30 protein-coding genes, 2 tRNA genes and 6 pseudogenes are annotated in these 26,489 nt (G+C 74.3%); 17 read left to right on the forward strand and 21 right to left on the reverse strand.

Translation table 11 applies throughout. The features are described 5' to 3' along the window. Nucleotides 1–112: 112 nt before the first annotated feature. The 5 genes and pseudogenes from G5V59_RS37840 to G5V59_RS27610 all read right to left on the reverse strand — a co-directional run. Nucleotides 113–754 (reverse strand): annotated as a pseudogene (locus G5V59_RS37840) (transglutaminase-like domain-containing protein); the annotation flags it as partial. A gap of 103 nt (nucleotides 755–857) precedes the next feature. After that, complete coding sequence (locus tag G5V59_RS27595) at nucleotides 858–2,546, reverse strand: DUF58 domain-containing protein (RefSeq protein WP_278258620.1); 1,689 nt, start codon at nucleotides 2,544–2,546, stop codon at nucleotides 858–860. 259 nt (nucleotides 2,547–2,805) lie between these two features. Beyond that, entirely contained in the window at nucleotides 2,806–3,129 is a 324-nt protein-coding gene (locus G5V59_RS27600) for a hypothetical protein (RefSeq protein ID WP_278260100.1), read from the reverse strand. 196 nt (nucleotides 3,130–3,325) lie between these two features. Then, nucleotides 3,326–3,796: pseudogene (locus G5V59_RS27605) on the reverse strand (AAA family ATPase); the annotation flags it as partial. Nucleotides 3,797–3,826: 30 nt separating this feature from the next. After that, nucleotides 3,827–5,593 carry a hypothetical protein gene (locus tag G5V59_RS27610; RefSeq protein ID WP_278258621.1) on the reverse strand — a complete coding sequence of 589 codons (1,767 nt, stop codon included), beginning with the start codon at nucleotides 5,591–5,593 and terminating at the stop codon, nucleotides 3,827–3,829. On the opposite strand from G5V59_RS27610, the gene G5V59_RS27615 reads away from it, so the two are divergent. Beyond that, nucleotides 5,573–5,725: a hypothetical protein gene (locus tag G5V59_RS27615; protein ID WP_278258622.1), complete on the forward strand. Its 153-nt coding sequence runs from the start codon at nucleotides 5,573–5,575 to the stop codon at nucleotides 5,723–5,725. The two genes, G5V59_RS27610 and G5V59_RS27615, sit on opposite strands and share 21 nt — an antisense overlap. Before the next feature lie 54 nt (nucleotides 5,726–5,779). Here the strand turns inward: G5V59_RS27615 and G5V59_RS27620 are convergent, their stop codons facing one another. From G5V59_RS27620 to G5V59_RS27655, 8 genes are all read right to left on the reverse strand, one after another. Continuing rightward, nucleotides 5,780–6,517, reverse strand: coding sequence for a hypothetical protein (locus tag G5V59_RS27620; protein WP_278258623.1), 738 nt, complete (start codon nucleotides 6,515–6,517; stop codon nucleotides 5,780–5,782). Beyond that, nucleotides 6,514–6,786, reverse strand: a complete 273-nt coding sequence (locus G5V59_RS27625) for a hypothetical protein (RefSeq protein WP_278258624.1) — start codon at nucleotides 6,784–6,786, stop codon at nucleotides 6,514–6,516. The genes G5V59_RS27620 and G5V59_RS27625 overlap by 4 nt, the downstream gene beginning before the upstream one ends. Further along, nucleotides 6,758–6,976 (reverse strand): hypothetical protein, encoded by a 219-nt coding sequence (locus G5V59_RS27630; RefSeq protein WP_278258625.1) that lies wholly within the window; start codon nucleotides 6,974–6,976, stop codon nucleotides 6,758–6,760. Before G5V59_RS27630 ends, G5V59_RS27625 begins: the two co-directional genes overlap by 29 nt. 113 nt (nucleotides 6,977–7,089) lie before the next feature. Further along, nucleotides 7,090–9,396, reverse strand: coding sequence for an FtsK/SpoIIIE domain-containing protein (locus G5V59_RS27635; protein WP_278258626.1), 2,307 nt, complete (start codon nucleotides 9,394–9,396; stop codon nucleotides 7,090–7,092). Then, entirely contained in the window at nucleotides 9,393–10,193 is an 801-nt protein-coding gene (locus G5V59_RS27640) for a hypothetical protein (protein WP_278258627.1), read from the reverse strand. Before G5V59_RS27640 ends, G5V59_RS27635 begins: the two co-directional genes overlap by 4 nt. A 132-nt stretch (nucleotides 10,194–10,325) precedes the next feature. After that, a complete protein-coding gene (locus G5V59_RS27645; protein ID WP_278258628.1) occupies nucleotides 10,326–11,717 on the reverse strand; it encodes a hypothetical protein in 1,392 nt (463 codons plus the stop codon). 44 nt (nucleotides 11,718–11,761) lie between these two features. Then, complete coding sequence (locus tag G5V59_RS27650; protein ID WP_278258629.1) at nucleotides 11,762–13,783, reverse strand: hypothetical protein; 2,022 nt, start codon at nucleotides 13,781–13,783, stop codon at nucleotides 11,762–11,764. 47 nt (nucleotides 13,784–13,830) lie between these two features. Further along, nucleotides 13,831–14,715, reverse strand: coding sequence for a hypothetical protein (locus G5V59_RS27655; protein WP_278258630.1), 885 nt, complete (start codon nucleotides 14,713–14,715; stop codon nucleotides 13,831–13,833). Nucleotides 14,716–14,824: 109 nt separating this feature from the next. Between G5V59_RS27655 and G5V59_RS27660 the strand changes: the two genes are divergently transcribed. From G5V59_RS27660 to G5V59_RS27670, 3 genes and pseudogenes are all read left to right on the forward strand, one after another. After that, nucleotides 14,825–14,901, forward strand: a tRNA-Asp gene (locus G5V59_RS27660). A 175-nt stretch (nucleotides 14,902–15,076) separates the two neighbouring features. After that, nucleotides 15,077–15,121 (forward strand): annotated as a pseudogene (locus G5V59_RS27665) (hypothetical protein); the annotation flags it as partial. A gap of 122 nt (nucleotides 15,122–15,243) precedes the next feature. After that, nucleotides 15,244–15,339 (forward strand): annotated as a pseudogene (locus tag G5V59_RS27670) (metallopeptidase family protein); the annotation flags it as partial. Between the two features lie 12 nt (nucleotides 15,340–15,351). Here the strand turns inward: G5V59_RS27670 and G5V59_RS27675 are convergent. Beyond that, nucleotides 15,352–16,071: a CrcB family protein gene (locus tag G5V59_RS27675; RefSeq protein ID WP_278258631.1), complete on the reverse strand. Its 720-nt coding sequence runs from the start codon at nucleotides 16,069–16,071 to the stop codon at nucleotides 15,352–15,354. 9 nt (nucleotides 16,072–16,080) lie between these two features. After that, entirely contained in the window at nucleotides 16,081–16,905 is an 825-nt protein-coding gene (locus G5V59_RS27680) for a hypothetical protein (RefSeq protein WP_278258632.1), read from the reverse strand. Between the two features lie 436 nt (nucleotides 16,906–17,341). On the opposite strand from G5V59_RS27680, the gene G5V59_RS27685 reads away from it, so the two are divergent. Both G5V59_RS27685 and G5V59_RS27690 read left to right on the forward strand, forming a co-directional pair. Continuing rightward, a complete protein-coding gene (locus G5V59_RS27685; RefSeq protein ID WP_278258633.1) occupies nucleotides 17,342–18,550 on the forward strand; it encodes an FAD-dependent oxidoreductase in 1,209 nt (402 codons plus the stop codon). Next, nucleotides 18,550–18,843, forward strand: coding sequence for a hypothetical protein (locus tag G5V59_RS27690; protein ID WP_278258634.1), 294 nt, complete (start codon nucleotides 18,550–18,552; stop codon nucleotides 18,841–18,843). Before G5V59_RS27685 ends, G5V59_RS27690 begins: the two co-directional genes overlap by 1 nt. Nucleotides 18,844–18,902: 59 nt before the next feature. Here the strand turns inward: G5V59_RS27690 and G5V59_RS27695 are convergent, their stop codons facing one another. Both G5V59_RS27695 and G5V59_RS27700 read right to left on the reverse strand, forming a co-directional pair. Next, nucleotides 18,903–19,115, reverse strand: a complete 213-nt coding sequence (locus G5V59_RS27695) for a hypothetical protein (protein WP_278258635.1) — start codon at nucleotides 19,113–19,115, stop codon at nucleotides 18,903–18,905. Continuing rightward, nucleotides 19,112–19,570 (reverse strand): hypothetical protein, encoded by a 459-nt coding sequence (locus tag G5V59_RS27700; RefSeq protein ID WP_278258636.1) that lies wholly within the window; start codon nucleotides 19,568–19,570, stop codon nucleotides 19,112–19,114. Before G5V59_RS27700 ends, G5V59_RS27695 begins: the two co-directional genes overlap by 4 nt. 49 nt (nucleotides 19,571–19,619) lie before the next feature. Here G5V59_RS27700 and G5V59_RS27705 point away from each other — a divergent pair, with 49 nt between their 5' ends. Further along, nucleotides 19,620–19,790: a hypothetical protein gene (locus G5V59_RS27705; RefSeq protein WP_278258637.1), complete on the forward strand. Its 171-nt coding sequence runs from the start codon at nucleotides 19,620–19,622 to the stop codon at nucleotides 19,788–19,790. On the opposite strand, the gene G5V59_RS27710 is transcribed toward G5V59_RS27705, so the two are convergent. Together G5V59_RS27710 and G5V59_RS27715 are read right to left on the reverse strand one after the other, a co-directional pair. Continuing rightward, complete coding sequence (locus G5V59_RS27710; RefSeq protein WP_278258638.1) at nucleotides 19,772–20,416, reverse strand: hypothetical protein; 645 nt, start codon at nucleotides 20,414–20,416, stop codon at nucleotides 19,772–19,774. The two genes, G5V59_RS27705 and G5V59_RS27710, sit on opposite strands and share 19 nt — an antisense overlap. Then, nucleotides 20,356–21,048, reverse strand: coding sequence for a hypothetical protein (locus G5V59_RS27715; RefSeq protein WP_278258639.1), 693 nt, complete (start codon nucleotides 21,046–21,048; stop codon nucleotides 20,356–20,358). Before G5V59_RS27715 ends, G5V59_RS27710 begins: the two co-directional genes overlap by 61 nt. Nucleotides 21,049–21,184: 136 nt before the next feature. Here G5V59_RS27715 and G5V59_RS27720 point away from each other — a divergent pair, with 136 nt between their 5' ends. Beyond that, the gene (locus G5V59_RS27720; RefSeq protein WP_341351050.1) at nucleotides 21,185–21,622 is read left to right on the forward strand and encodes a transcriptional repressor; all 438 of its coding nucleotides are present in this window, start codon (nucleotides 21,185–21,187) and stop codon (nucleotides 21,620–21,622) included. Here G5V59_RS27720 and G5V59_RS27725 read toward each other — a convergent pair. Beyond that, nucleotides 21,591–21,664: transfer RNA gene (locus G5V59_RS27725), tRNA-Lys, on the reverse strand. The two genes, G5V59_RS27720 and G5V59_RS27725, sit on opposite strands and share 32 nt — an antisense overlap. A gap of 84 nt (nucleotides 21,665–21,748) precedes the next feature. Between G5V59_RS27725 and lepB the strand changes: the two genes are divergently transcribed. Next, nucleotides 21,749–22,423 carry a signal peptidase I gene (lepB, locus tag G5V59_RS27730; protein WP_278258640.1) on the forward strand — a complete coding sequence of 225 codons (675 nt, stop codon included), beginning with the start codon at nucleotides 21,749–21,751 and terminating at the stop codon, nucleotides 22,421–22,423. A 25-nt stretch (nucleotides 22,424–22,448) separates the two neighbouring features. On the opposite strand, the gene G5V59_RS27735 is transcribed toward lepB, so the two are convergent. After that, nucleotides 22,449–22,862 carry a GrpB family protein gene (locus G5V59_RS27735; RefSeq protein WP_278258641.1) on the reverse strand — a complete coding sequence of 138 codons (414 nt, stop codon included), beginning with the start codon at nucleotides 22,860–22,862 and terminating at the stop codon, nucleotides 22,449–22,451. 352 nt (nucleotides 22,863–23,214) lie between these two features. Between G5V59_RS27735 and G5V59_RS27740 the strand changes: the two are divergent. The 8 genes and pseudogenes from G5V59_RS27740 to G5V59_RS27775 form a co-directional block, all read left to right on the forward strand. Beyond that, a pseudogene (locus G5V59_RS27740) lies at nucleotides 23,215–23,412 on the forward strand (cold-shock protein); the annotation flags it as partial. Nucleotides 23,413–23,827: 415 nt separating this feature from the next. Beyond that, entirely contained in the window at nucleotides 23,828–24,136 is a 309-nt protein-coding gene (locus G5V59_RS27745; RefSeq protein ID WP_278258642.1) for a metal-sensitive transcriptional regulator, read from the forward strand. Between the two features lie 25 nt (nucleotides 24,137–24,161). Then, on the forward strand, nucleotides 24,162–24,368 hold the full coding sequence (locus G5V59_RS27750; protein WP_278258643.1) for a cation transporter: 207 nt from the start codon (nucleotides 24,162–24,164) through the stop codon (nucleotides 24,366–24,368). Further along, nucleotides 24,365–24,913 carry a hypothetical protein gene (locus G5V59_RS27755; RefSeq protein ID WP_278258644.1) on the forward strand — a complete coding sequence of 183 codons (549 nt, stop codon included), beginning with the start codon at nucleotides 24,365–24,367 and terminating at the stop codon, nucleotides 24,911–24,913. Before G5V59_RS27750 ends, G5V59_RS27755 begins: the two co-directional genes overlap by 4 nt. Then, entirely contained in the window at nucleotides 24,910–25,173 is a 264-nt protein-coding gene (locus G5V59_RS27760) for a hypothetical protein (RefSeq protein ID WP_278258645.1), read from the forward strand. The genes G5V59_RS27755 and G5V59_RS27760 overlap by 4 nt, the downstream gene beginning before the upstream one ends. Before the next feature lie 172 nt (nucleotides 25,174–25,345). Beyond that, entirely contained in the window at nucleotides 25,346–25,819 is a 474-nt protein-coding gene (locus tag G5V59_RS27765) for a hypothetical protein (protein WP_278258646.1), read from the forward strand. A gap of 25 nt (nucleotides 25,820–25,844) precedes the next feature. After that, nucleotides 25,845–26,228 carry a hypothetical protein gene (locus G5V59_RS27770; RefSeq protein WP_278258647.1) on the forward strand — a complete coding sequence of 128 codons (384 nt, stop codon included), beginning with the start codon at nucleotides 25,845–25,847 and terminating at the stop codon, nucleotides 26,226–26,228. Between the two features lie 5 nt (nucleotides 26,229–26,233). Then, nucleotides 26,234–26,416: pseudogene (locus tag G5V59_RS27775) on the forward strand (hypothetical protein); the annotation flags it as partial. Nucleotides 26,417–26,489 lie beyond the last annotated feature (73 nt).

The following is a 26,489-nucleotide window of genomic DNA, read 5'->3' on the forward strand; positions in this document are numbered from 1 at the left end:
TCGCGGTCTCGCTCGGTTGGTCGGTCGGCGTGGGCGGCGGTGGGGCCTGCTCCGGCGGCGGCTTCACGTCGGGGCGCGAGAAGGTGTTGTCCTCAGGCGTCGGCTGGAAGGGCACCCAGCCCTGGCCCTCGAAGTAGACCTCCGGCCAGGCGAGCGCGTCGCGTCCGTGGACCAGCCGGGTGCCGTCGGCCTGCTCGGTGCCGGCCTTGAAGCCGACGACCAGCCGGGTGGGCAGGCCGGACATCCGGGCCAGCAGGGCGAAGGCCGTGGCGAACTGCTCCGACGTACCGGTCTGGGCGCCCCAGGTGCCGGGCTCGCCGCCGAGGAAGGCCACGATCCGGGCGCCGCTCGACCCGGACGGCGCGTCGGGGTCCACCCTTCGGCTGCCGCGCACGGCCTGCTCCAGCGCCTCCGCCTTCTCGTACGGCGTGCGGGAGGTCGCGGTCGCCTCCTGGGCGTAGCCGAGCAGGGTCTGCTCCAGGCTCGGTCCCCGACGCACCGAAGTCCGGCACCTGCAGGTACGGCGCCGCCGCGTCCGAGTCCGGGACGGCCGCCTCGGCCAGGTCGGCCGGCTCCGGAGCGTCGCTCTGCGCGGAGACGTCGTAGGACAGCCCGGGCTCGCGGTCGGGGGCGTAGACGGCGCCGGTCTCGACGTCGTAGAGCGCGCCGTCGACGCCGAGTCTCGGTCGGCGTACCGGGGGTGGGCAGCCAGGGCCCGGCCAGGCTCGCGCACGTCGATCCGCTCGTCGAGCACGGCCTGCCGCGGCCCGCGCGGCAGCGCGGGGGAGCCGAGACTGCCGAACCGGGCGTAGGCTGGTCGGCGCCTCCCAGGCTCGCGCCGTTGTGCTCGGTCAGGGTCACCAGCCGCAGCGGGTAGGCGGTGCCCTTGACCCGCAGCAGACTCGACCGCCGGGTCGAGGAGCCACGCGTGCAGGCTGCGGCAGCGGGTTGGGCACGGTCTCCTCGGTCGTCGGGGCGTGCACGACCTCGCGCGGGTCGAAGGCGCTGCTGACCGGCACCGCCGCGACCCCGGCCACCACCCCGACCGCCAGCGCGGCGACCGGCAGCAGCACGCGGTTACGACGCGCGGTGGGCTCGCCGTGCTCGTCGAGCAGCGCCCAGCCGGCCAGCGCCAGGACCAGGATCGCGGCGGCGAGCAGGCCGAGCGGGTCGCCGTCGCCGGAGGTGAGGAGCAGCCCGGCGACGTACAGGACCAGGGCGCCGCACACCGGGGCGAAGCGGGCGCCGCGCTCGCGGCGCAGGCCGACCAGCAGGCTGACGACCCCGGCCAGGAGCACCGGCGCGGCGAGCAGCCGGGCGCTCACCGCGAGCGGCTGCGGCTCGGTGAGCAGCAGCGGCAGCGCGTCGGAGACGGTGCTGGTGAACGACGCCCCGCGCTCGGCGCTGAGCAGGTAGGCCACCAGCACCAGCAGGATCATCAGCACCGAGGTGCTCGCCCAGCGCGACACCCCGAGCCGCAGCGCCAGACGCAGCAGCAGCATCGGTACGACGGCCGCCGCGCCGATCACGAGCGGCGGCAGCCAGTGCCCCCAGGCCAGCGCGAGGGAGACGCTGCCGGACACGAGCAGCGCGGCGGTCCACGCGGTGGCGGCGGCCTCCCGGGCGCTCACCGGGCCACGGTCCGTTCCCAGGCGGCGGCCAGGTCGGTGGAGGTCCGGCCGCGGAGCAGGAGCAGCCCGGCCCGCTGCTCGACGCCGGCGGCGGGCGCGGGGTCGACGAGGAGGACGTACTGGCTGAGCGCGGACGCGGCCGCGAGGGCGAGGTCGGGCAGGTCGGCGTCCCGGCCGGTGACGGCGGCGAAGACGTCGAGGTCGCGGGTGCCGAGGTCGGCGAGCGCCGGCTCCTCGACGGGCTGGATCTCGGCGAGCAGCCACTCCAGGTGCTCGGCCTCGGGACTGCGCAGGCCCGCGTCGCGCCCGGCGACGTCGACCTCGGCGAGCCCGCTCGCGGTGCGGAAGCGCAGCGGGTTCCCGGCCGCGACCGCGGCGTGGCACAGCGCCTGGGCGAGCTCGACCGCCTCCTCGAACTCCGTCCCCGGGCCCGGGTAGGCTCGCGGCCCGGTCGTCGAGCAGCACGAACAGGTGCGGCTCGGACGGGTCGGCGTCCTCGCGGACCATCAGCGTGCCGGTGCGGGCCGAGGTCGGCCAGTGCAGGCGGCGCAGGTCGTCGCCGACGGTGTACTCGTGCAGCCCGACCAGGTCGGTCCCGCCGTGCTCGATCGCGTCGCCGCCGGCGTTGACGGCCCGTCGGTGCCCGGGCGCCATGCCGGCGAGCGGGATCCGGCGGGGCAGCACCCGCACCTGCAGCACGTCGCCCGCCTCGGCCGAGCGGGACGCCATGCCGGTGAGCCCGGAGCGGCGCACGTGCAGCGGGCCCACGTCGACCAGGCCGCGGCGCGAGGTCGGGATGTCGTAGCCGACCCCGGTGTCGCCCGCGCCGCGCGGCAGGGCCACCGGCACCCGCCGGCCGTCCACCTGGTCGGCGACGTCGAGCCGGGCGAGGCCCGTCCGCGCTCGCCCGGACAACCGCAGGCTCGCCGCGGCAGACTCGCGCCGCGGACGACGACGCGGGGGTCCACCTCGCGTCGTACGACGACCCGGGGGGGCGCCGTAGCAGGCGGCCAGGCTCGGCGAGCACCAGCGCGGTGAGGATGCCGCCGAGTCCGGCGAGCACCGGGTAGTGCCACCACAGGCCCAGTCCCAGCAGCACGAGCGCGGCGAGCAGGCTCAGCCGGCCGCGGGGCGTGAGCGCGGCGAGCGGCTCAGGCAGGGCGCGGGCCACGACTCACCCGCGGTCCGGCTGGGGCGGCTCCACGGTCTGCAGCACGTCGTGGAGCACCGCGTCGGGCGTGTGCCCGCCGAGCGCCGCCTCGCGGGAGAGCACGATCCGGTGGGCGAGCACCGGCTCGGCGAGGCGCTGCACGTCGTGCGGGATGACGTAGTGGCGGCCCTGCGCGGCGGCGTGCACCTGCAGGCAGCGGACCAGGGCGCGCAGCCCGCGGGTGCTGGCACCGAGCCGGACCCGCGGGTCCCTGCGGGAGGCCGCGCCGATCTCGCGGACGTAGCGCAGGATCGGGTCGGCGACGTGCAGGTGCCGCAGCCGGGCCATCCGGTCGGCGACCTCGGCGGGCGTGGTGACGGCCGCGACCTGGCCGATGACGCCGGCGGTGCTGCCCGGGCGGAGGACGTCGAGCTCGTGCTCGATGTCGGGGTAGCCGAGCGCGGTGCGGATGAGGAAGCGGTCCAGCCTGTGCCTCCGGGAGCCGGTAGGTGCCGTCGAGGTCGACCGGGTTCTGGGTGGCGATCACGACGAAGGGCGCGGGCACCGGGTGCGCCTCGCCGTCGACGGTGACGGTGTGCTCCTCCATCACCTCCAGCAGCGCGGACTGGGTCTTCGCCGCGGCCCGGTTGATCTCGTCGGCGAGCAGCACGTTCGCGAACACCGGGCCCGGCCGGAAGCGCACCGCGCCGTCGCGCGGGTCGAAGATCGTCGTGCCGGTGACGTCGCCGGGAAGCAGGTCCGGGGTGAACTGGATGCGTCGTACCGTGCCGCCGAGGGCCTGGGCCGTCGCCCGCGCCAGCGTGGTCTTGCCGGTGCCGGGCACGTCCTCGAGGAGCACGTGCCCGCCGGTGAAGGTGGCGACCAGGACCAGGTCGACGATCGGGCGCTTGCCGTGGACCGCCGACTCGATCGCGTCGCCGACCCGCTGGTGCAGCGCGCGGAAGTCGGCGATGTCGTGCGGGGTCGGTGCGGTGGCGGGGATGGTGGCGGTCACGGAGGTGGCCTTCCTGCGGGTCGTGGGGGATCAGCGGCACTGCTGGCCGGGGCCGACCGGGGGATCGGGCCAGCACGTCCAGCGCCCGCCCGTGCTGAGGGTCCCGGTGGCGCTCGCGGCGGGACCGGTGGCGCTGCTGTTGCGGGCGCGCACGGTCACGGTGAAGTCCTGCGCGCCGTTGCCGGCCTCGCAGTCCTTGGTCGCGCTCGCGTCCCGGCCGGCGCCGTTGGTGCTCTTCGTGATCGCCGAGGCGCCCTCGCCGAAGGTGATGTCGTAGCCCTCGATCGGGTAGCCGTTGTCGGGGGCCGCGCCCCAGGTGACGGACATGGTGCAGGTGCCGTCGGCGTAGAGCGGGTTTCCGGTGCGCTGGAAGTCGCCGCTCGCCCGGACGTTCGGCGGGGCGCCCGGCTGCGGCGGCGGGGGGAGGTCGGTCTGGTTGCTGCCCGCCGGCCCGGTGCCGAAGGCGTTGGTGGCGGTCACCGTGGCGACGAAGTCCTCGCCGAGGCTGCCGCAGCTTGTCGTCGAGGTAGTTGCAGGCTGAACGTCGCGGTCGCCGTGCGCTGGTCCGCGGTGGCCCGCACGGTGCGCTCGCCGAGGCCTCCTCCGCCGATCGTCACGTCGTAGGTGGTGATGGGCGAGCCGTTGTCGGGAGCGGTGCCCCAGGTGACGGTCACCTTGACCCGGTAGATCTTGATGGTGCTGGTCGGCTCGGCGCTCACCCGGACGTTGGGCGGGGCGCCGGGCTGGCTGCTGGTCGTCACGGCGTTGGATGCGGCGCTGGTGCGGGTCTGGCTGCCGAGCACCGCCGTGACGGTGAAGGTGACGGGCGTGCCGGCGGCGATGCCGCTGACGACGGCCTCGCGCTCGGTGCCGTTGGCCCGTGCCGAGCTCGCGACCGCCGCCGTTGACGACGAACTCGGCGGCTGCCGTGCCGCTGTGGGTCCAGGTGACCCGCACGGTGCCGTTGGACTGCGCGGTCGCGGTGACGCCGGTCGGTGCGGAGATCGGGTCCGGGTCGCGGGCGGGGGTGACCTCGTTCGAGGGCGCCGAGGCCACCCGCTGGTCGCCGTTGACCGCGGTGACGACGAAGGTGACGGGGGTGCCGAGCGGCGCGGTGACCGTCGCCTCGCGCGCGCCGCCTGCCACGCCCGCCGACGGGGTGACGTCGGTGCCGGCGCCGGTGGCGATGGTGAACTGGCCGGCCGGGGTGCTCCCGGCGTGGGTCCAGGTCAGGTGCACGGTGCCGTCGCCCAGCGGCGTCGCCACCACGCTCGCCGGGGCGGCGAGCGGTGCCGGGGCCTCGGCCGGGGTGACCGGGTTGGAGGCCGCCGAGGGCGCCCGCTCCTTGCCGCGGATCGCGGTGACGACGTAGGTGACCGGCTTGCCGAGCGGAGCGGCGTCGTCGACGTAGTCACGGTCGTCGGCCGCCAGGTCCTGTGCCAGGACGACGCCGCCGGAGCGCTCCACGCGGAAGTGCTCGGCCGCGACCTCGCCGCCGTGGGACCAGGACAGGCGGACCTTGCCCCCCGGCTCGGCCGTGGCGAGCACGCTCACCGGTGCGGCGAACTCGGCCGGCGCGCCGTCGTCGGGAATCTCGTTGGACGGTGCGGAGACCGCCCGCTCGCGTCCGTTGATCGCGGTGACCGTCCACGCGGTCGGTGTCCTCGGGACGCCGCCGTCGAGGCGCAGCTCGCGCCGGTCGCCGTCGCGCAGGGTCGCGACCCGTCCGCCGCCGGCCTCGCGCACCTCGAAGGACTCGGCCCCGGGCCGGCCGGAGTGCGACCAGCGCAGCACCACCCGGCCACCCTCGACGGTGGCGACGACGCTGCTCGGCGGCGCCAGACCCTCGTGGTCGCCCTTGCCCGGCGTGCGGCCCGGGTCCTTGCCGCCGTGGTCCCGGTCGCCCTCGGGCGGCGTGAGCAGACTTGATCGGCGGTGTCGACAAGCTTCAGCGGCGGCGGGGGCTCGCGGTCGCGGCCCTCGTCACGGTCCTGGGCGGCGTTCTGCTGCAGGTCGGGGTAGCCGTCGTCGTCGCGCCCGCTGCGGACCGGGGTGCCGCGCTCGCGCCGGGTGAAGGTCTTGGTGTCGCCGTTGGGCAGCACCCGGATGCCGGTGTCGGCGCCCTGGACGTTGATCAGGAGGTAGCCGTCGTCGAGCACCAGCTCGATGCCGGTGCCCTCGTGCGGCGTACGGATCGCGCCGACGACCTTGCCGTCCGGGCTGAGGCGCAGAACCTGCGCGTCGCCCTCGCAGGGCACGTAGACCGAGTCGTGGTAGGCCAGCGGCGCGCCCGGGTCCTCGCAGACTCGCACCCAGCGGAACCTGGACCACCCGGTCGCCGGAGACGATCACGACGGTGCCGTTGTCGGGGGAGGCGACGGGGACCAGGTCGTCGGGGCTGACGCCCGGCCCGGCCAGCCGGCCCTTGATGTCGATGCCGCCGTGGACGATGTCGCGCCCGGTGCCGACCTGGACGACGATCCCGTTGTCGGGCCCGAAGAGGGTGACCCCCTTCTCGTGGGCCACCAGCACCGAGCCGGGGCCGGAGTGATCGACCTTGCGGGTGTCCTCGACGATGAACGACCTCGACTCCGGCGACCAGGTCAGCGCGGTGACCAGGCCCTCGGGGTCGAGGGTCCAGATGGTGCCCTCCTCGTCGATCTTGGCGTCGACCAGGCCGGTCGGGGAGAACCAGATCTCGCCGACGGGGCGGGTGGTCACCGCGTCCAGGGCGGCGAAGGTGCCCTCCTGCTTGTCGAGGCGGAAGAACTGCTCGTCGTGGACGAGGAGACTCGACCTGGTCGCCGTCGCGGACCCGGCTCTGGCCGGTCTGCAGGATGGTCGCCAGGTCGAAGGAGGTGAGGGTGCCGGTCGCCCGGTTGAGGACGACCAGGCCGCCGTCGTACTGGGCGAGCCTGGAGGGGGTCGTTCGGGTCGCCGGTGTCGAGCGCGCCCATCGGCTCACCGGTGAGCGGGTTGACCTGCAGCACCTGGCCGGAGGGCTCGTCCTTGAGCCAGCCTGAGCCCGTCGGTCAGGTCGAGCGAGGTGCGCGCGAGGCCGTTGCCGAAGACCAGGCCGGCGAGCAGCGAGCCGGCCACCACGACGACCGAGAGCTCGGCCGTGCCGCGCGCGGAGCGTCCGCGTCGTACCCAGCCTCGCGGCCCCGAGATCCGCCTCATCGCTCTCGTCCCTTCGCTCCGTCGGCTGCCTTACCCTCGCACGACGCACAGTGTTCTCAAACAGTCCTGGTTCCCAACCCGGAACCTTCCGCAAACCCTCTCCAGGAGTGCGGTCAGCGTTCGCCACCGGATGTTCCCGGACCGGACACGACCTGGACGCCCACAGCGCCTCCCGCGACGCACCACAGCCCGCGGCCGGGGCCCGTCAGCGGCTCGATCGTCTTGGTGGGCACGGTGATCCCGAACAGGTCCCCGTCGGCCCACTCCGGCTGCAGCAGGATGCCGCGCCGGGACCGCTTCACGGTCTCCACGACGCCGCCCGCCGCGGCCCGCTGCCGCGCTTCGGCGACGTCGGCGGTGACCACGACGCCGAGCCGGAGCCGGGCGTGGTCGGCGATGGCCGCGGCGACGGTGTCCCGCCCCTCCCCGCCCGGTACGTCGACCCGGTGGGCGTCGTCGAGCAGCAGCAGCGCCCACGCGTCCTCCGCGGCGCTGCCGAGCCCGGCGGACCAGGCGGCCAGCGCCTGGGCGACCTCGTCGAGGCCGCCGCGGATCACGGTCGGCGGCACCGACGAGCGCGCCGCCAGCTCGGCCATCCCGTCCAGGAAGGAGGTCCGGCCGCTGCGCGCACGCCCGGCGACGAGCACCGGTCCCGCCAGCAGGTCCGCCTCCACCAGGCCGACCGCGTCGCTGTCGACGGCCAGCGGCAGCGTGGCGCCGATCGGGTCGGGCAGCGCCGAGGCGGGCAGCCGCCCGGGCATGCCGGGCACCGGTGCACCCGCCCGGCCGGTGACCGCCGGGAGCAGCAGCGTGGCGACCTGCCGGACGTGCTCGGCCTGGGCCGGGGTGCCGGCGCCGCCGGTGGTGGCGACCTGCAGCAGGCTCCGGCCGAGCAGGCCGCGGCCGGGGCTGGTGTCGGCGTCGAGCACGCCCGCGGGGGCGCCGAGCATGAGGTAGTCGTCGGTCGTGGTCATCCGCAGCACCACCCGCCGCCCGGAAGCCTGGAGCCGATCGCGGTCGGCACGCCGGTGCGGCCCGGCGCGGTGGCGGTGACGTGGATGCCGACCCGGCGCCCGTTCTGCAGCACGGTCTGCAGGCTGCTCCACGTGCTCGCGGGCCAACCCGCCGGCGGACTCCAGCGACTCGATGAGCGAGGGCAGGTTGTCGACGAGCAGGTGCACGCGGGGGAGCAGGTGGCCGGCCCGGGCCAGGTCGTCGAGGTCGGCGCAGCCGCGGGCGGCGAGGGCCTGGGTCCGCTCGTCGACGGTACGGCGCAGCAGCCGGATCGTGCGCATGACCCGGCCCGGCTCGGCGGCCGAGGCGAGGGCTGCGGTCGTGGGCAGGTCCAGGAGCGGGGTGAGCCCGCCGCCGGCGTAGTCCAGCGCGTAGACGTACGGCGCCGCGCCGCTCGCGGCGTCGCCGAGCGAGGCCGCCAGTGCGACCGTGCGCAGCAGACTCGGTCTTGCCGGAGCCGGAGGCGCCGTGCACGAGCACGTGCCCGACGGCGGGGTAGTCGAGGACCAGGTCGGGCTGGAGTCTGCTCGTCGGGGCGGTCCACCCGGCCGACGTACACCTGGCCGGGGCGGCGGCCGGCGGCCGCGATCGCGTCGGGGTCGAGCAGCAGGCTCCTCGGGCAGCATCGGCAGCCACGGCTTCGGCGGGGCGCCGGCGCCACTCTTGAGGAAGGCCGCGCCGATCGTGGCGACGCAGCGCTCCAGGTCGGTCCGCGGGTCCAGGCGGACGTCGTCCCGGTCACCGCCGGCGCCGGTGGCGGTCGCCGTGAAGGGCTCGACCCGTACGACCGTGCCCGGGCCGGCCAGCGTCTCCCGGGCGCCGACCCACGCGGACTGGACGAGCTCTGCGGTGCCGTGGCCGGTGCGCCGTACCCAGGCGCGGCCGGGGGTGCGCCGCGAGATCCGGGCCGCCTCGGGGGAGTCGATCACGTCGTTGGAGTCGTCGGCGGAGGAGACCCGCAGCGAGATCCGCAGGTCGGTGTTGGCCTTGATGTTGCCGGTCACCACGCCCGCGGGGCGCTGGGTCGCGAGGATGACGTGCATGCCGAGGGAGCGCCCGCGCTGGGCGATGTTGACCATCCCGTCGACGAACTCCGGCACCTCCGAGGTCAGCGCGGCGAACTCGTCGACGCAGATGAGCAGGCTCGGCGGCGCCACCTCGGGGTGCTCGCGCTCCAGCATGGGCAGGTCCTTGACCCCGTGCTCAGCGAGCAGGTGCTCGCGCGCGGCGATCTCGGCGCCGAGGGAGGTGAGGGCGCGGGCGACCAGGGCCGGGGTGAGGTCGGTGATGTAGCCGACCGTGTGCGGCAGGTCCGCGCACTCGCGGAAGGCCGCGCCGCCCTTGTAGTCCACGAGCAGGAAGTTGATCCGCGACGGCGGGTTGTTCAGGGCCAGCGAGCAGATCATCGACTGGAGCAGACTCGCTCTTGCCGGAGCCGGTGGTGCCGGCGACCAGGCCGTGCGGGCCGTCCTCGCGCAGGTCGATCGTGACCACGCCGTCCACGCCGGCGCCGAGCCTGGGCGCGCAGGCCGCTGCCCTGCTGCCACCGCTGGAGGACCGCGCCCACGTCGTCCAGGTCGGCCAGGTCGGGACTGACCTCGGGCAGCCGGACCAGCCGCGGCACGGCGGTGCTGGCCGGCAGCACCGCGGCCTCGTCGACGTTCCCGGTCATCGCGCGGGCGCCCCGCCAGGCCTGCTCCAGCCCGGCGGTGTCCGGCCGCTCCAGGTGCTGGCGGCCGCCGCGGTCGGCGAGCGCGACCACGCCGCGGTCGACGTCGACGAGAAGGCTGGTGGCCGCCGGCACGCGGTCCGGGTCGCTGCCCATCCAGACCAGGTGCAGCCGGCGCTCGGCGGCGATCCCCGCGATCGCCTCGAGGGTACGACGCGGCACCTCCGCCCCCTCGTCGACGAGACAGATCGTGTGCCCCCGCACGCCGTCCTCGGTCGCAAGGTGGTCGAGCAGGGCGGTGGCCGCGCGGGTGCCGACCGCGACGGGCGACTCCCCGCCGACCCGGGCCGTTGCGTGCGGCAGCCAGCGCAGCCAGGCCTCGTGGGCGGCGCGTCCGGTGCCGAGGCAGCCCGCCACGCTCAGGTCGGTGGGCGCGTGGTCCCACGCCAGTCGCAGCACCAGCGCGCGGGCCAGGTCGTCGACCCGGTCCGGCTGCCCGGTGACGGCCACCAGCGGGTGGCCGGCCAGGTCCACGGTGACCGGCATGTCGGCGAGGGCGTCGCGGCGCTGCAGGCTCCTGGACCGTCGTACGACGGGTGGCGCGGTCGCCGCCCTCCTTGACCGTCCCGCGCAGGAGCGCCGGCACGGTGCCGATCCCGATCCGGGTCACCAGGAAGCCGGCGCGGTCCTCGCTGCGCGCCCAGGTCCGCGGGTCCCCGGCCGCGGCGCGCTCGCGGACGACCTGCGGCTCCGGGTAGTCCTCGTGCGCCTGCTCGCGCTGGGCGCGGGCCTGGTCGTCGATGGTGGTGAGCAGACTCGTCGACGTCCTGCCGCCACACGTCCAGGCTCCTCGGCGAACTGACGCTCCGCCGTCCGCTTCTGCTGCCACCACGTGCCCAGGCCCATGAACGGCCAGACCAGGACGTACATCAGCGCGTAGGTGCTGCGGGTGGTGACGTAGAGCGCGATGCCCATCAGCACCGGCATCATCATCACGATCCACGGCACCGGGCTCGGCCGCGGCTTCGACGGCGGCGCGGGCAGGCTCGAGCACGTCCTCGACGAGCGGGTCGCCGAAGCGGGGGGAGCGGAAGACGGAGACCGCCGGCTCGGCGGGCAGGCTCTCGCCGGGGTCGAGCACGACCGTCGTGCGGCCGACGGTGATGGGGGTGCTCCAGTCGGTCTCGCGGGGGCCCGACAGGGCGTGCCCGCCGACCGAGGTGCCGTTGGCGGAGCCCTCGTCGTACACCGTCGGGCGGGTGCCGAGCACGACCCGGGCGTGCTGCTGGGAGACCAGCGGGTCGGAGAGCCTGGAGGGTGCAGGCCGCGCCGCGGCCGATCGTCAGCGCGCTCCCGCGCACCGGCACCCGCTTGCCGCGGTCCGGCCCGGTCGTCACGTGCGCCACCGCGCGCACCCGCTCGCCCGACGAGCCGCGGGCCAGCCAGGCTCTCGGGCGCGGAGACGACGTCCAGCAGGTCGCCGGTGCGCAGCCCGCACTCGGCGAGGCGCCGGTCGGCCGGCCACGGGTGGCTGCCCTCGGTCGGCACGAGCAGCAGGCCGTGCTGGGCGGGGGCGAGGTGCCCGCCCAGGGCCCGGGCCAGGTCGGCGACGGTGGCGTCGGGGCGGGCGTGCACCCGCACGTCCGCCGACGGTACGCCGGCCTCGGGCGAGGCCCGCAGGGACAGGGCCCAGACTCGGCATGGCTGCTCCTCCTCGGCTCGCGGTCCGGCGGCCCGGCGTCCGAGCCTGTCGGGATCCGGCGTGCGGATCCCGGCAAGGCTCGGGCACCGGGTCAGGCCGAGACCTGCTCCTGCTCCTGGGCCTGGTTCTGGATCAGCGTCGAGAACTCCTGGAGCGCACCGCCGACCTGGCGCAGCATCGACATGTAGTCGGTGTCCCAGGTGCTGCGGCTGCGGTCGGCGTCCGGGCCGACCCACTCGAAGCTCTTGATGGACTGGGTGAGCCGGCCGGCGAGCGCCTCCAGCCTCCTGCATCCCCTGCGTGATCTGCGAGGCCGCCTGGCGACCGCCCTCGACGTCCATTCCCTTCATGGCCATGGCTCTTCTCCTTCTCTGTGGGTGCTGCTGGTGGGTGGGTGTGCTCAGTTGCGGACGAAGGTGCGGACCGAGTCCGCCGCCTCACCCGCGGTGATCCGACCGTCACGGTTGCGGTCGAGTCCGTGGTTGTCGCCGTACGCCTCGGTACCGCGGCTCCACAGGACCTTGCTCGGGTCGTCCTGCGGGCTGCCGTAGAGGATCGAGGTGTAGAGCCCTTCGAGGTTGCCGATGTGGCCGCGGCGCGGGGCGAGGTAGCGCTCGACGTACGGCAAGCCTGCTCGGTCGCGGTCATCCCCGCCAGCGCGGTCGTGGTCGTGCCGAGCCCGCGCGCGGTCGAGGGCATGAACTGGATCAGCCCGGTCGCGCCGGTGTCGGCGTTGCGCACGTCGGGGGCGAAGGTCCGGTTGGACTCCAGGGCCATCACGGCCATCAGGTCCTCCGGGCGGGCGCCGACCCGCTGGGCCACACCCTCCATCCGGCGCAGGAACTCCGGCGTCACGTGGGCGTTGCCCTCCACCCCGCGGACCCGGTTGTAGTCGAAGCCGCTCGGCGAGGTGTAGCCCGTGCCGGTCTTGATCTCCAGCGGGTGGTCGGTGCGCCAGGCCTCGTAGGCCGCCTCGGTCTTGCGGCCCCACTGCCCGTCCGCGCCCTGGGTGTCGTAGCCCGCCGCCGTGAGCCGCTCCTGCAGGCTCTCGGACCTCCTCGCCGCGACTGCCGCGGCCGTTGCTCGCGACCAGCCGCTCGATGTCGGAGTCGGCGCCGTTGCCGCCGCGTCGTGCGGCCGCCGCGGCGCCGCCGAGGCCGAGGGCCGCGGCACCGCCGGCGATCCCTGCCGCCGTGCCGTACGACCTCTCGCCCGCCTTGCCGGCCACCTCGCTGACCGGTACCGCGGCCGCGCCGCCGGTGCCGTCGACGGTGCCGGTGGCGATGGCCGGGCTGCCCGTGACGGGGCCGGCCCCGTCGCCGCTGCCCGGTACGCCGGCGGGCAGGCCGCCCGGCGTACCGCCGCCCAGGGGCGTGGCACCGCCGGTGCCACCGCCCGTGCCACCGCCCGTGCCACCGACGGCGCCGGCGCCGGCCCCGACGGGGGAGGTGCTGCCGGGGGAGGTGCTGCCGGTGCCACCGGGCACGCCCGCGTCACGGCCCACCTGGTCGGCCGGGCCGAAGCCCGCGACGGCGGGCGCGGCGGGGGTGGTGGGGCCGGTGACGGGCGCGGACGGGGAGCCGCCGGCGCTCGCCGTGACCGGGCCGGGCGCACCGGCGACGATGGTGGGGTAGTCGCGGGTGTCGCCCGCCGGCAGGGCGGGGCTCCGGTACGTCGGGAGGCCGCTCCAGTCGACGCTCTCGCCGGCGCTGACCTTGTTCTGCGCGTCGGCGTGCGCCAGGAGCACCTTGGCGAACAGGTCGAGCGCCTGCTTGACCCGCTCCAGCCACGGGATCACGGTCGACTCGAGGTACTGCGCATAGGCCGCGCTCGCGCCGCCGGTGAAGAACGATGCCGCCCGCAGGGCGAGGACCAGGGCCCGCAGGTACTGGATGACCTGGCCGGTGGCCTCGGCCCCCTCCTGGCACTTCTGGCCGGCTTCCTGCAGGCTCTTCGGTGTCTGCTCCGAGGAACATCGTGGGCCCTCCTTCGCTGTCGTCGTCGGGGTGACGCGGTGGACGCTAGGCCGGTGGCTCGCGGCCCGTCGAGGGATCCGGGGGTGGAAGGTTCCGCCTTGCCGGGACCTGCTCCGGGCATGCGAAAGGGCCGCCGGACAGCGGTCCGACGGCCCTTCGGGTACGACGCTCAGGCGCTCGCGGCGTCCTGCCGGTCCGCGTGGCGGGCCAGCACGCCGGCCTGCTCGTCGACCGACTCCACCGCGCCCTGCGCCTGCGGGGCGAACTGGCCGTCCCAGTCGTTGACGAACGCCTCGGCGTCGGGCCCGCTCCAGGCTCTGCTTGGCGCGCTGGACGACGCCCGAGACGCTGGTCAGCACGCCGGACATCTGCCCGGCGCTCTGCTTCATCCCGCGCACCATCTCGCGGGCGTACTCGGTGTCCATTCCCTGGATGTTGCTGCTCATGGCTGCCTCCTGGCGACTCGGTGCCCTTTGCCCGGAGGCTAGGAACCTCAGGGCGCCGGTGGCGAGGCCTGCGGGGGTGGAACCTTCCGGTCTGCGAGCCGCCGCTGCGCCGCCCGCTCGACCAGGTCGAGGTCCTCCGCGGTCACCAGGCGGACCTCCGCGGCCCGGCGGCCGATCGCGAAGCGGACGTTCTGGGCCCGGCCGCTGCCCGCCTGGAAGGGGTCGTCGCGCGGCCCGAACGCCAGCCTCGAGATGGCCCGGATCGCGTCGTCCACCCGCTGGGCGCGCTCGAGGTTCCAGGCGTAGCCGTGCCAGCCGAGCACCCGCTCGAAGATCTCCCGGTTCGACGGCGGCCGCGGGTAGTCGTCGGTGCCGGTCAGCCACGGCTCGGCGAGCGCCGGGGCGACGTACCACTCGCGGGTGAGGCGGACCAGCCTGCGGCGCGGGCGCGGTGACGGCGCCCTCCAGGCTCCGCCTCCACGGTCCGGGGGCGTTCCACCGGGACCGGCTCGGCCAGGCTCACGTCGACGACGATCGTCAGGTCGTCGTACGACGACGGGCCGGACTGGCGCCCACGCATCACCGTCAGCGCGTTCTCCCCCTCGTCGAGCAGCAGGGACATCCCCTCGGTGACGGTGACCCGCCGCGCGCCGCCCGGGGCGTCGAACAGGCTGGACACCTGGGTCTCGCCCGCGCCGCGCCAGCGCAGCCGTGCGGTCTCCTCGCCGACGACCAGGCTCGCCGAGCAGGCGCGAGACGTGCGGCGCGCAGCGCGGGAGCGCCAGTGCGGTGAGCGCGAGCGAGGCGTCCGGGTCCTCGGGCAGGGCCTGGTGCGGTGCGCGCCCGAACAGCAGCGTCTCTCCGGAGCCGAGAACCACCGTCGGCAGTCCCGCCCCGCGCAGCGTCACCCGCAGCATCCCGAGCCCTTTCATCGGCGTCCCCCGCGTCGGTGCAGCATAGGCACAGCCACCGATTGGGTGCCCGGCTCGGGCATGGGTTAGAGTTCCATCCGCTGCGCACGCGAGTGCGTCAGCAAGCCAAGGCCCCGTAGCGCAGTTGGTTAGCGCGCCGCCCTGTCACGGCGGAGGCCGCGGGTTCGAGTCCCGTCGGGGTCGCCAGCACGCCCGGACCGCAAGGTCCGGGCGTCGTGCGTTTTCCGCGCCCGGTGTGGTTGGCGCGCCCGGCACAATGGCCGGGTGCCGGTCGAGATGAGTCCCGAGGAGTTCGACGCGATCGTCGACGCCGCCCTGGACGAGATCCCCGACGAGTCTCGCCCGGCTGGTGCACAACGTGGTGGTCCTGGTCGAGGACGAGCCGCCCGAGGGCGAGCCCGACGACCTCCTGGGCCTCTACGACGGCGTGGCGCTGACCGAGCGCGACGGGGGCCTCCTGCCCCAGGCTGCCCGACCGGATCTACCTCTTCCGCGGTCCGCTGCTCGACATGTGCGCCGACGCCGCCGAGACTCGCCGAGGAGATCCGGATCACCGTGGTCCACGAGGTGGCCCACCACTTCGGTATCGACGACGACCGCCTGCACGACCTCGGCTACGCCTGAGCCGCCCGGGGACTATCCCGCGGCCAGCCAGAACCCGAGCGCGCAGGCGGCCAGCCCGAGCCCGATCGTCGCCACCAGGTAGAGCCCGCCCCGGCGCAGCCCGAGGTCGCGGGTCTGCACCATCAGCGAGGAGTACGTCGACAGCCCGCCGCACACGCCGGTGCCCACCAGCGCCAGCAGCGCGCCGGTGAGCGCCCACCCGGCGCAGGCGCCGAGCAGCAGGCTGGCCAGGGTGTTGGCGGCGAGCGTGCCGTGGTGCCACCGGTCGTCGTAGCGCTGGCCGAGGGCGTAGCGCAGCACCGAGCCGAGAGCGCCGCCGAGCGCCACGAGCAGGACGCTCACAGACTCGTCCTCCGCGGGCAGCGACGGGGCGAGCACTCCGACCGCGACGACCGCGAGCAGGCCGGCGGCGAGGGTGCCCAGGACGTAGGCGGCGCTCAGTCCCGCGCGGCCGTCGGCGAGCAGCGCGCGAGCCTGCTCGGAGGTGGCGGAGAAGGTGGTGAAGCCGCCGAGCACGCCCGGGCCGAGGCCCGCCGCCACGACGGGGGAGCGGCGCGCGAGCGGCAGCAGCAGGAGCCCGGCGAGCAGCGCGGAGCCGGCGACGTTGATCGCGAAGGTGGTCCACGGAAAGCCGGGGCCGTCGGCCTGGGCCTGCAGGGCGACGTACCGCAGCGAGGCGCCGGCGGCCCCACCGGCGGCCACGGCGAGGAAGTGCCGCGGCCCGGGGGTCATGCGGCGATGCTAGAGCGCCCGGGAGGGTGCGCCGGACCCGGCACTGCCCTGCCAGGGCACCGGCGGCGCCCCGGCCGACTGGCGCCGGAACTCGCCGAGGAACCAGATCTGGAAGGCGCGCTGGTCGGCCGTGCGCGGTGCGGTGAGCAGCCGCTGCGCGCGACTGAACTCGTCCGCGGCGTCGAGCAGGTCGATCAGCCCGCCGATGTGCCGGGCGGACTCCCGGGGCATCCGCAGCCGGAGGTCGACGCTGGTGCGCCCCTCGGCGTGCGCCTCGTCGACCTGCTCGCGGCCCATGTTGGAGCGCAGTGGCCGCTCGAGCGCGTCGAAGTGCTCCGAGAGCACCTTGGCGAGGGGGTAGTCGTCCTCGTGCGCGAGGGCGAGCAGCCGGATCTCGCGACGCAGGTCGCGGTAGTGGCGCTGGAAGTGCCCGAAGGCGCGCACGGGAACGCCGTTGATCTGGACGGCGACCTCGCCGACCCGGGTGCGGTCCTCGGCGAACAGGCTGCTCGTGTAGGTGAGCCTGGTACGGCGCACCGCCCTCCTCCGACAGACTCGGCAGCCGGCTCGAACCAGACCGCCTTGCCCTCCTCGTCGATCTCCGCGCCCCAGACCACGGAGGCGCGGGCCACGATGTCGAGCCCGCGGCCGACGGTGGTCAGCGCGGCGAGTCTGCTCCTCGTCGAGGGCGTCGAAGGCGTCGAGGTCGAAGGCGTCGAGGTCGAACCCGCTCGCCTGGGTCGCCGGCTGCGGGGCGATGGTGGAGGCGTCGTGGACCTCGAAGCGGGGGTGCTCGGCGGTGCCGCTGAGCCTGCATCCGCACCGGTGCCTCACCGTGCAGGACGGCGTTGGTGACCGACTCGGAGATCGCCAGGCTCGGCGCAGTCGGCCACGTCGTCACGGCCGAGTCTCACGGCAGGTGGCAACGACCCAGCGGCGTGCCTCGTGCACGCTGCGTGGCCCGGTGGCCAGGCTCCAGGGTCTGCCGTTGCTGCACAGAGAGACCTTCCACGGATTCCAGTGCCCGAGTTCTCGCATCTCATCGGTCGGTGAAGCCTGATCCCGAATGCGATACCCGGTTAAAAGTGCAACCAAACCAACTCGGCCCGGCTGTTTTCTCAGCGTCGGGGCAGCAGTGTGACGGACGAGACCGCGACCTCGGTTGGGCCACGCGGAGCCGAGGCGGAAGAATAGGCGGCGTGCGATCTTCGTCGCACCACCGAAGCCGTCGATCACACGTGACGTACGTGCGCTCCAGGAGGAAGCAGCCATGACCGCAGACGACATCCAGCAGGAACTGTCCGACCGCGTCATCGTGCCCCGCTCCGGCAAGCACCAGGTGGTGGTGATCGGCTCCGGCTTCGGCGGCCTGTTCGGCACCAAGGCGCTGCGCAAGGCCGACGTCGACGTCACGATGATCGCCAAGACCACCCACCACCTCTTCCAGCCGCTGCTCTACCAAGTCGCGACCGGGATCCTCTCGGAGGGCGAGATCGCACCGCCGACCCGTGAGGTGCTGGCGAACCAGAAGAACGCCCAGGTCCTGCTCGGTGAGGTCACGGAGGTCGACCCGGAGAACCGCCAGGTCACCTCGCACGTCCTCGGTCGTGAGCCTGGTCATGCCCTACGACTCGCTGATCGTCGCCGCCGGTGCCGGCCAGTCGTACTTCGGCAACGACCAGTTCGCCGAGTTCGCGCCCGGCATGAAGAGCATCGACGACGCGCTGGAGCCTGCGTGGGCGGATCTTCGGCGCCTTCGAGATGGCCGAGCCTGGCCGCCTCGCGCGGCGAGGACGTCGACCACCTGCTGACCTTCGTCGTCGTCGGTGCCGGGCCGACCGGTGTGGAGATGGCCGGCCAGATCGCCGAGTCTCGCGCACCGCACGCTGACCCGCGACTTCCGCGCCATCAGCAGCAACCAGGCCCGGGTGATCCTGGTCGACGCCGCCCCGCAGGTGCTGCCGCCGTTCGGCGCCAAAGCTCGGCAGGTGGACCCAGGAGAAGCCTGGAGAAGCTCGGCGTCGAGGTCCTGCTCGGCGCGATGGTCACCGACGTCGACGAGCGCGGCCTGACCGTGAAGTACAAGGACGGCACCGAGCAGCGCATCGACGCGGTGGCGAAGGTCTGGGCCGCCGGCGTGCAGGCCAACCCGCTCGGCAAGCAGGCTCTCCGCGCAGACCGGCGCCCCGCTCGACCGCGCCGGCCGGATCTCGGTCAACCCGGACCTCACGCTGCCCGGCTACCCGGAGGTCTTCGTCGTCGGCGACATGATCTCCCTCGACAACCTCCCGGGTGTCGCGCAGGTCGCGATCCAGGGTGCCAAGTACGCCGCCAAGGAGATCCAGGGCCGGCTCGACGGCAAGCCCGCACAGGGCCCCTTCAAGTACTTCGACAAGGGCTCGATGGCGATCATCAGCCGCTTCCGGGCGGTCGCGATGGTCGGCAAAGCTGCGGATCACCGGCATCCTCGCCTGGCTGATGTGGCTCGTCGTGCACCTCTTCTACCTCACCGGCTTCAAGAACCGGGTCACCGCGGTGCTGCGCTGGGCCGTCTCGTTCCTCGGCAAGGGCCGCTCGGAGCGGACCGCGACCGAGCAGCAGATCTTCGCCCGGGTCGCCCTGCAGCGGCTGACCCGCGGCGCCACGGACCTGGTCTCGCAGCCGGGCGAGTTCGCCGACGCCGAGCGGCGCCGTGCCGAGCTCGAGGAGCAGGCGGCCGAGGAGGCCCGGCTCTCCGACGAGAACAAGCGCGGCGTGCGGGTCGACGCCTGAGGCGCTGCAGGAATCCCCGCTTAAGCGGGGATTCCGTCGGTTCTTGACCGTTGCAACGGTCAAGAACCGTCGGAACCCGTCAGGAACCCCCGCTCGCGGATCGCGCGCGGCAGGATGAACACGCCCTCCGCCTCGGCGGTGACGCCGTCCGGGCCGAGCAGGTGGGCCCGGGCCCAGGTCTTGATGCCGTCCTCGCGGTCCACCCACGCCTCGGCGCGCAGGTCACCCAGCGGCGTGCCCTGCCGGTAGACGATCGTCAGCGTCCCGGTCATCCCGGGCCGGCCGGCCGCGCCGACCGCATGCCCGAGCAGACTGGTCGAGCACGAGCGAGACGACGCCACCGTGCACCAGCCCCGGCGGTCCCTCGTACGCCGGCCCGCACGTGAAGTCGCTCTCGGCCCGCCCGCTCGGGTCGGTCCGGACCTCCAACGGCGGGGCGAGCGGGTTGCGCAGCCCGATCACCGGGTTGCCCCACGGCCGGCGACGGCCGCCGGTGAGGTGCTCCTGGCCGAGGGTCTGGGTACGACGGAGCTTCCGCAGCCGCGCGACCGCCGCCTCGACGTCGGCCTGGGCCGCGCGCACGTCCTCCTCCGCGACGTCGGACATCACGCACAGGTCGACCAGACTCGCGGGTGACCTCGGCCAGCGGCAGCCAGGTCGCGGCCTCCCGCTCGGCGGCGCGGGCGTCGTCGGGGGAGAGGTCGTCGGTGGGGAGGTGCCAGTTCACCTCGCCAGACTAGAACACGTTCTCATTCGGCATCGGCCAGAATCGGCACATGACCACCCTCGTGCCGCCCGACGCCGCCTTGTGGAAGAGCCTGGGCCGCGATGGTCGAGGACTTCGGCGACGTCGAGCAGATGCACGGCTCCGGGTCCTGGTTCCTCGAGGGCGACCCGGTCCCGACCGAGGCCGGGTGCGCCGCGTTCGTCACGATGACCGAGCCTGACCGCGGCGCCCGACCTCGACGGCACCCGGGTGCCGTCGACGTACTTCTGGATCGCCGACGGCGACGAGCCTGGTCGGGTTCCTGCACCTGCGGCACGCGCTCAACGACTTCCTGCGGGAGGTGGGCGGCCACATCGGGTACTCCGTCAAGCCGTCCGCACGCCGGCGCGGGCACGCCGGTGCCGCCCTGCGGCTGGCGCTGGAGGAGGCCGCGGGGCTCGGCCTGGAGCGGGTGCTGGTGACCTGCGAGGACGACAACGCGCCCTCGCGGCGCACCATCGAGAGCGCGGGGGCGTGCTCGAAGACGTGCGCGATGGGAAGATGCGCTTCTGGATCAGCCTCGGCTGACCTCGTCGTAGCCGGGCCGCAGGCTCGGGGCGCAGCCGGTACAGCGCGCTGGTGAACCAGTGCGGGTCGACCATGCTCGCGTTGATGACCACGAGGGGCAGCCCCGGGCGCTCCAGCAGCACCGTCCACCGGCGGTGACCCGGCTCGCCGACGATCGCGATCGGGGTGAGGTGGCTGCCGATGTCGACGAGCCTCGGTGTGCCCGGTGCGCCGGATCGTCAGCCGGCCGCGGCGCAGCGTGAGCCTGGGTCGTCGTGCAGGCTCGCGCGCACCGCCCACACCATCAGCGTCAGGAAGCCGAGCACGCCCGCGATCCCGAGCGAGGTCGGCGTGCGGTCCCGGGCCGCGACGTAGCCCATCGCGCCGGTCGCCACCACGACGACCAGCAGCAGCACCGACAGCACCCGGCGCGCGCCGCCGCGCACCGGGAAGTCCACGTCGGTGGTCGCCTCCACGGCCAGGCGGTTGGCCTCCGGCTCGGTCCACCGCCCGCGTCGTACGACGGGTGCGGGGGCGGCCGTCTCCGGTGGCGGCCGGCTCGACGCCTGGTACGACGCCCGGGGCGCCGGCGTGCTCACCCGGACGCCCTTCGCCGGCTCGCTCGCGGTCACCCGGGCGGCCGGCTCGCTCTCCGCGGGTGCCGCCGGGGCAACCGGTGCGACCGGGGCCGTCGGCTCGGTGGCGGGGCCGGGTGCGCGCAGCGCCTCCACCACGGAGCGGCCGGCGACCCGGGTGTCCGGGCCGGCGGGGGCTGCCGGCGGCGGGGGCTCCGGCGGCGGGGGCTCCGGATCGGGGGCCGGGGCGTCGCGGGGCGCAGCGATCACCCGCGCGTCCTTGGCGTAGGTCGCACGCTTGGCCAGCCACGCACGGATCGTCTCCGTGTCGGGTCCGAACTCGTCATTGCTCCCCATGACGGAGTCCTCCCTTTCCCTCTCCGCGACCGAGCGTACCTCCGGCGCGCCGCCGTCGTCCCCGGTTCCGGGCACCCCGGGCCGGCCGCCCGGTGACCGGGTAAATTGAGAGCGATTCCCAACTGCTGGAGGTCCGGTGACCGACACCGACGCGCGTCCGACCGCGCTGCGCCCCACCAAGCAGCGCCTCGCGATCACCGGTGCGCTGCGCTCGGCCGTGGACTTCCAGAGCGCCCAGGAGATCCACGACGCGCTCCGCCAGGGCGGGGACAAGGTCGGTCTCGCCACCGTCTACCGCACCCTGCAGGCGATGGCGGACTCCGGTGAGGTCGACGTCCGGCACAGCCCGGCCGGTGAGGCGACGTACCGTCGCTGCAGCACCTCGCACCACCACCACCTGGTGTGCCGCTCGTGCGGGCGCACCGTCGAGATCACCGGGTCCGCCGTCGAGCGGTGGGCGCACGCGGTGGCCGACGAGCACGGCTTCACCGACGTGGCGCACACGGTCGAGTCTCGTCGGGCTCTGCGCCGACTGCTCCGGGTAGGCCCCGTGGGACTCGAACCCACAACCTAAGGATTAAAAGTCCTCAGGCTCTGCCAATTGGTTTAGGGGCCCGGGTCCTCGAAGACTACTGGCGCACGCCGCCGTCGCGCGCGCCGACCCCACCCGGCCGGGCGCTCGGCGTCGTACGATCCGGGCGTGCGCGCGCTCTGGGGAATCGTGGCGGTCCTGCTCGTCCCGGCTCTGACCGGTTGCGGCGGCGGGGAGGAAGGGCCGGCGGACGGGCGGAAGGTGACCTTCCGCGGCTCGGTGACGGCCGGGTCGATGGAGCCGGGCCTGCGTCCCGGCGACCGGCTCGTCGCCACGGAGGTCGGCGCCGGCGGCCCGCGCACCGGCGACGTGGTGGTCTACCGCGACCCGGGCGGCTGGCTCGGGCTGGACTCCGAGGACGGCACCCTCGTCCACCGGGTGATCGGCACGCCCGGCGACACCATCGTGTGCTGCGACGCGCAGGGGCGCATCGCGGTCGACGGTGAGGCGCTCGACGAGCCGTACCTCGCGCCCGAGCCCGGTGCGTGCGACGCGCCCCTGATCGCGCTGTGGGCGGGTCCGGCCCGGGACGGCCATCGCCGGAGAGTGCCGGTGGACGGTCGGCCCGGTGCCGGAGGGCCGGCTCTTCGTGCTGGGCGACAACCGCGCCCACGCGGCCGACTCGCGCGCGCACCTGTGCCCGGCGACCGAGCAGTGCCCCGATGGTCCCTGGGTGCCCGTCGACCTGGTCCGCGGCATCGTCGAGCCGCTGCGCACTGCTACGCCGACCGCCGCGCCCGCTCCTTGATCGCGGTGATCACGGCGGTCTTGGCCTCGGCGTAGGCGTTCATGTCCGCCCAGTCCCGGGTCAGCAGGCTCTCGCTTGGTCCGCTCGTAGAGCCTCCCGGTCCGCGCGGTCGGCCCGCAGGTGGTCGCGCAGCAGCAGGTAGTCCCCGGCCGCCGGGTCCCCCTCCGCGAGGACGTGCACGTGGACGTCGCGCGCGGGCGTGCGCACCAACCGGTGGCCCGGTTCGCGCACCCGCAGCACGTAGCCCGCGTCCAGCAGCGGGTCGAGGTAGTCCTCCTCGGCGGTGATGTCCGCGACGGTGACGAGCACGTCGATGATCGGCTTCGCAGCGAGCCCCGGGACCGAGGTGGAGCCGATGTGCTCGACCTGGACGGCGACCGGACCGAGCGCGGTGCGGATCCGCGCCTCGTGCCCGGCGTACGACGCGGGCCAGGCCGGGTCCGGCTCGGAGAGGCTGAGCGCGCGCTTCTCCACGCCGCCGACGAGACTCGACGGTGGTGACGTCGGGGCGCCGGGGAACGGGCGTGGTGGACACCCGCCGATGGTGCCACGGTCTTGTTTGCGGGCCTGTCACGTGTGCGTAGCGGAACCTTCATGGCCGAACGCGAGAACGTTGCAGCACGGAGGTTCCGTTGGCCGTTCCGGTTGGTAGTGTCGGATCTGCAGCGGATGCAGTTTCGGAAGGTTCAACGCCTGCGGAGATCTGTGGCCGACGGCGTATCTGGTTCGGGGTGTCTCCATCACGGGTCGGAGCGACGTGTCATCGCCTCCGCTGTGGGTCGCCGAGGTGGCGACTCTCGCCCCGACACAAGGAGTAACGAGCACAATGGCTCAGGGCACCGTCAAGTGGTTCAGCGCCGAGAAGGGCTTCGGCTTCATCGAGCAGGAGGGTGGCGGCGACGACGTCTTCGTCCACTACTCGGCGATCCAGTCCAACGGCTACAAGTCGCTGGAGGACAACCAGAAGGTCGAGTTCGACGTCACCCAGGGCCCGAAGGGCCCGCAGGCGGAGAACGTCCGTCCCCCTCTGATCCAGGCACCGCCTGGACGAGGAGACCCTCGTCTTCAGCAGGAAGGCCCCGCCGGTCGGCGGGGCCTTCCGAATTTTGCTGAACTTAAGGGTTTCGGGCACCGGGTTGGGGGGAAGATGGATTCAGTTATCCGATCCGGGCTCGGCGGGAGGGAGGGTTTCGTGGCCGACCAGTTCGACGTGACCCTGGAGGACCGCGACCTGCTCGTCGAGGTCGAGTCTGACGACGAACCTCATCATCGCCGCCACGGCCTCGGACGAGCGCCTGCCGCTCGACGAGATCGATCGGATCCTGGGCGTGGCTCCCCGGGCCTGATCCCCGCCGCCGTACGACGCCGCCTGCTCCCGCCCGGGAGGGGCGGTTCTTCTTTGTCTTGATCGCGATAGGGTAGGGGGTATGGTTCCCCGCATGAGCGACGGCCACGAGCACAGCCACCACTACGGCTACATCCAGCGCAAGGACGACTACCTCAAGCGCCTGCGGCGGATCGAGGGCCAGGCGCGCGGCCTCCAGCGGATGGTGGAGGAGGAGAAGTACTGCATCGACATCCTCACCCAGGTGGCCGCGATGACCAGCGCGCTGCAGTCCTTCTCGGTCGGCCTGCTCGAGGAGCACATGAACCACTGCGTGGTCGACGCCGCGCGCGCCGGCGACGCCGAGGCCCGCGAGAAGGTCGCCGAGGCCATCGCCGCCATCAACCGCCTCGTGCGGTCCTGAACGCCAACCCCAGGAGGAACCGATCATGAGCACCACCAGCACCTGGACCGTCACTGGGATGACCTGCGGCCACTGCGTCGCCTCCGTGCGCGAGGAGGTCGAGGAGATCGCGGGCGTGGAGTCCGTCGAGGTCACCCTCGAGTCCGGCGCCGTCGTCGTCACCAGCGCCGAGCCCGTCACGCGGGAGGCCGTCGAGGCCGCCGTGGCGGAAGCCGGCTACGCGTTGGCATGAGCGGCGCGCAGAAGGTCGCCGCCTTCGCGGTCATCGTCGTCGTCGCGTTCGCCGCGGCGCTCGGCATCGGCCGAGCGGTCGGCCCGATCGACACCGAGGAGACCGGCCACGGCCACGAGGCGACCCACGAGGAGATGGACGAGGGAGCCGAGCCGGTCGCGAGCGAGCAGCCGGTCCTCGACCTCGACCGGACGCGGTACGACGCCGGGCGGCAGCGCCTGACGTTCACCCTGCGCACCGCGGGCGGCTCCCCGATCACGGCGTACGAGGTGCAGCACGAGAAGCAGGCTCCACCTGGTCGTCGTACGACGGGACCTGGGCGGGTACCGCCACGTCCACCCCATCCTCGATGCCGCGACCGGCCGGTGGACCGTGCCGCTGGACCTCGACGCCGGCAGGCTGGCGGGTCTACGCCGACTTCACTCCGGCCGGCGGCAGTGCCGCGCTCGCCGAGGCCGACCTGGCGGTGGCCGGGGAGTTCTCCCCCGCGCCGCCGGCGCCCGACGCCGCCACCGCGACGGTCGACGGCTTCACGGTGCACATGACCCGCGACGCCGGGGAGCCTGCGCCTGCACGTCCAGCGCGGCGGCGCCGACGTCACCGACCTGGAGCCCTACCTGGGCGCCTACGGGCACCTCGTCGCGATCCGCACGGACGACCTGGCCTACCTGCACGTCCACCCGCAGGACGGCCCGGCGGGGCCGACCGTCGCCTTCCACACCGGGCTCGACGAGCCCGGAAGCCTATCGGCTGTTCTTCGAGTTCCAGCACGGCGGCAAGGTCCACCGCGCCGACTTCGAGGTGACCGGCGAGGAGAAGGGAGCCCCCGGTGAGCACGACCACTGACCAGGCCCACGACGTCGACCTGGACCTGACCGGGATGACCTGCGCGTCCTGCGCGAACCGCATCGAGCGCAAAGCCAACAAGGCTCGACGGAGTCACCGCGACGGTCAACTACGCGACCGAGCGGGCCCGCGTGCAGCACGCGGCCGAGGTCGAGGTCGGCACGCTGATCGAGGCCGTCGAGGCAGCCGGGTACGGCGCCCGGGTGCACGCCGCGCCCGACGAGCCGGTCTCCGAGGAGAGCGAGAACGCCGATCCCGAGCTCGACGCGCTGCGCACCCGGCTGCTGTGGTCACTGGTGCTCGCGGTGCCGGTCGTGCTCGTCGCGATGGTGCCGCCGCTGCAGTTCGACCACTGGCAGTGGGCCTCGCTGACGTTGGCCGCGCCCGTCGCGACCTGGGGCGCCTGGCCCTTCCACCGTGCCGCGTGGGTCAACCTGCGCCACGGCGCGGCGACCATGGACACCCTGGTCTCGATGGGCGTGCTGGCCGCGCTCGGCTGGTCGCTCGTCGCGCTCTTCCTCGGCGACGCCGGAGCCGACGGGATGCGGCACCCCTTCCAGGCTCTTCACCGGCTGGGGCGAGGCGCCCAGCAACGGGCTGGGTGACATCTACCTGGAGACCGCGGCCGGGGTGACCACCTTCCTGCTGGCCGGGCGGTACTTCGAGAAGCGCTCCAAGCGCCGGGCCGGAGCCGCGCTCCGGGCGCTCGCCGAGACCGGCGTCCGCGAGGTCGCGGTGCTCCGTGACGGCCCGGGCGGGCCGGAGACGCCGCTGCCGCTGGCGGCGCTCGCCGAGGGTGACCTGTTCGTCGTACGGCCGGGGGAGAAGGTGGCCACCGACGGCACGATCGTGTCCGGCACCTCCGCCGTGGACGCCTCCCTGCTGACGGGGGAGTCGGTCCCGGTCGAGGTCGCCGAGGGCGACACCGTCGTCGGCGCGACCGTCAACACCACCGGACGGCTGGTCGTCCGGGCGACCCGGGTGGGGGCGGACACCCAGGCTCGCCCAGGCTGACCCGGCTGGTCGAGGACGCCCAGGCCGGCAAGGCGGCCGCGCAGCGGCTCGCCGACCGGATCTCCGGGGTCTTCGTGCCGGTCGTGATCGTGCTCGCCGTCGCCACGCTCGGCTTCTGGCTAGGCGCCGGGGCCGGTGCGCCGGTGGCCTTCACCGCGGCCGTCGCGGTCCTCATCATCGCCTGCCCCTGTGCGCTGGGGCTGGCGACGCCGACCGCGCTGATGGTCGGCACCGGCCGGGGCGCCCAGACTCGGCATCCTG

Source organism: Nocardioides convexus, assembly GCF_011090295.1.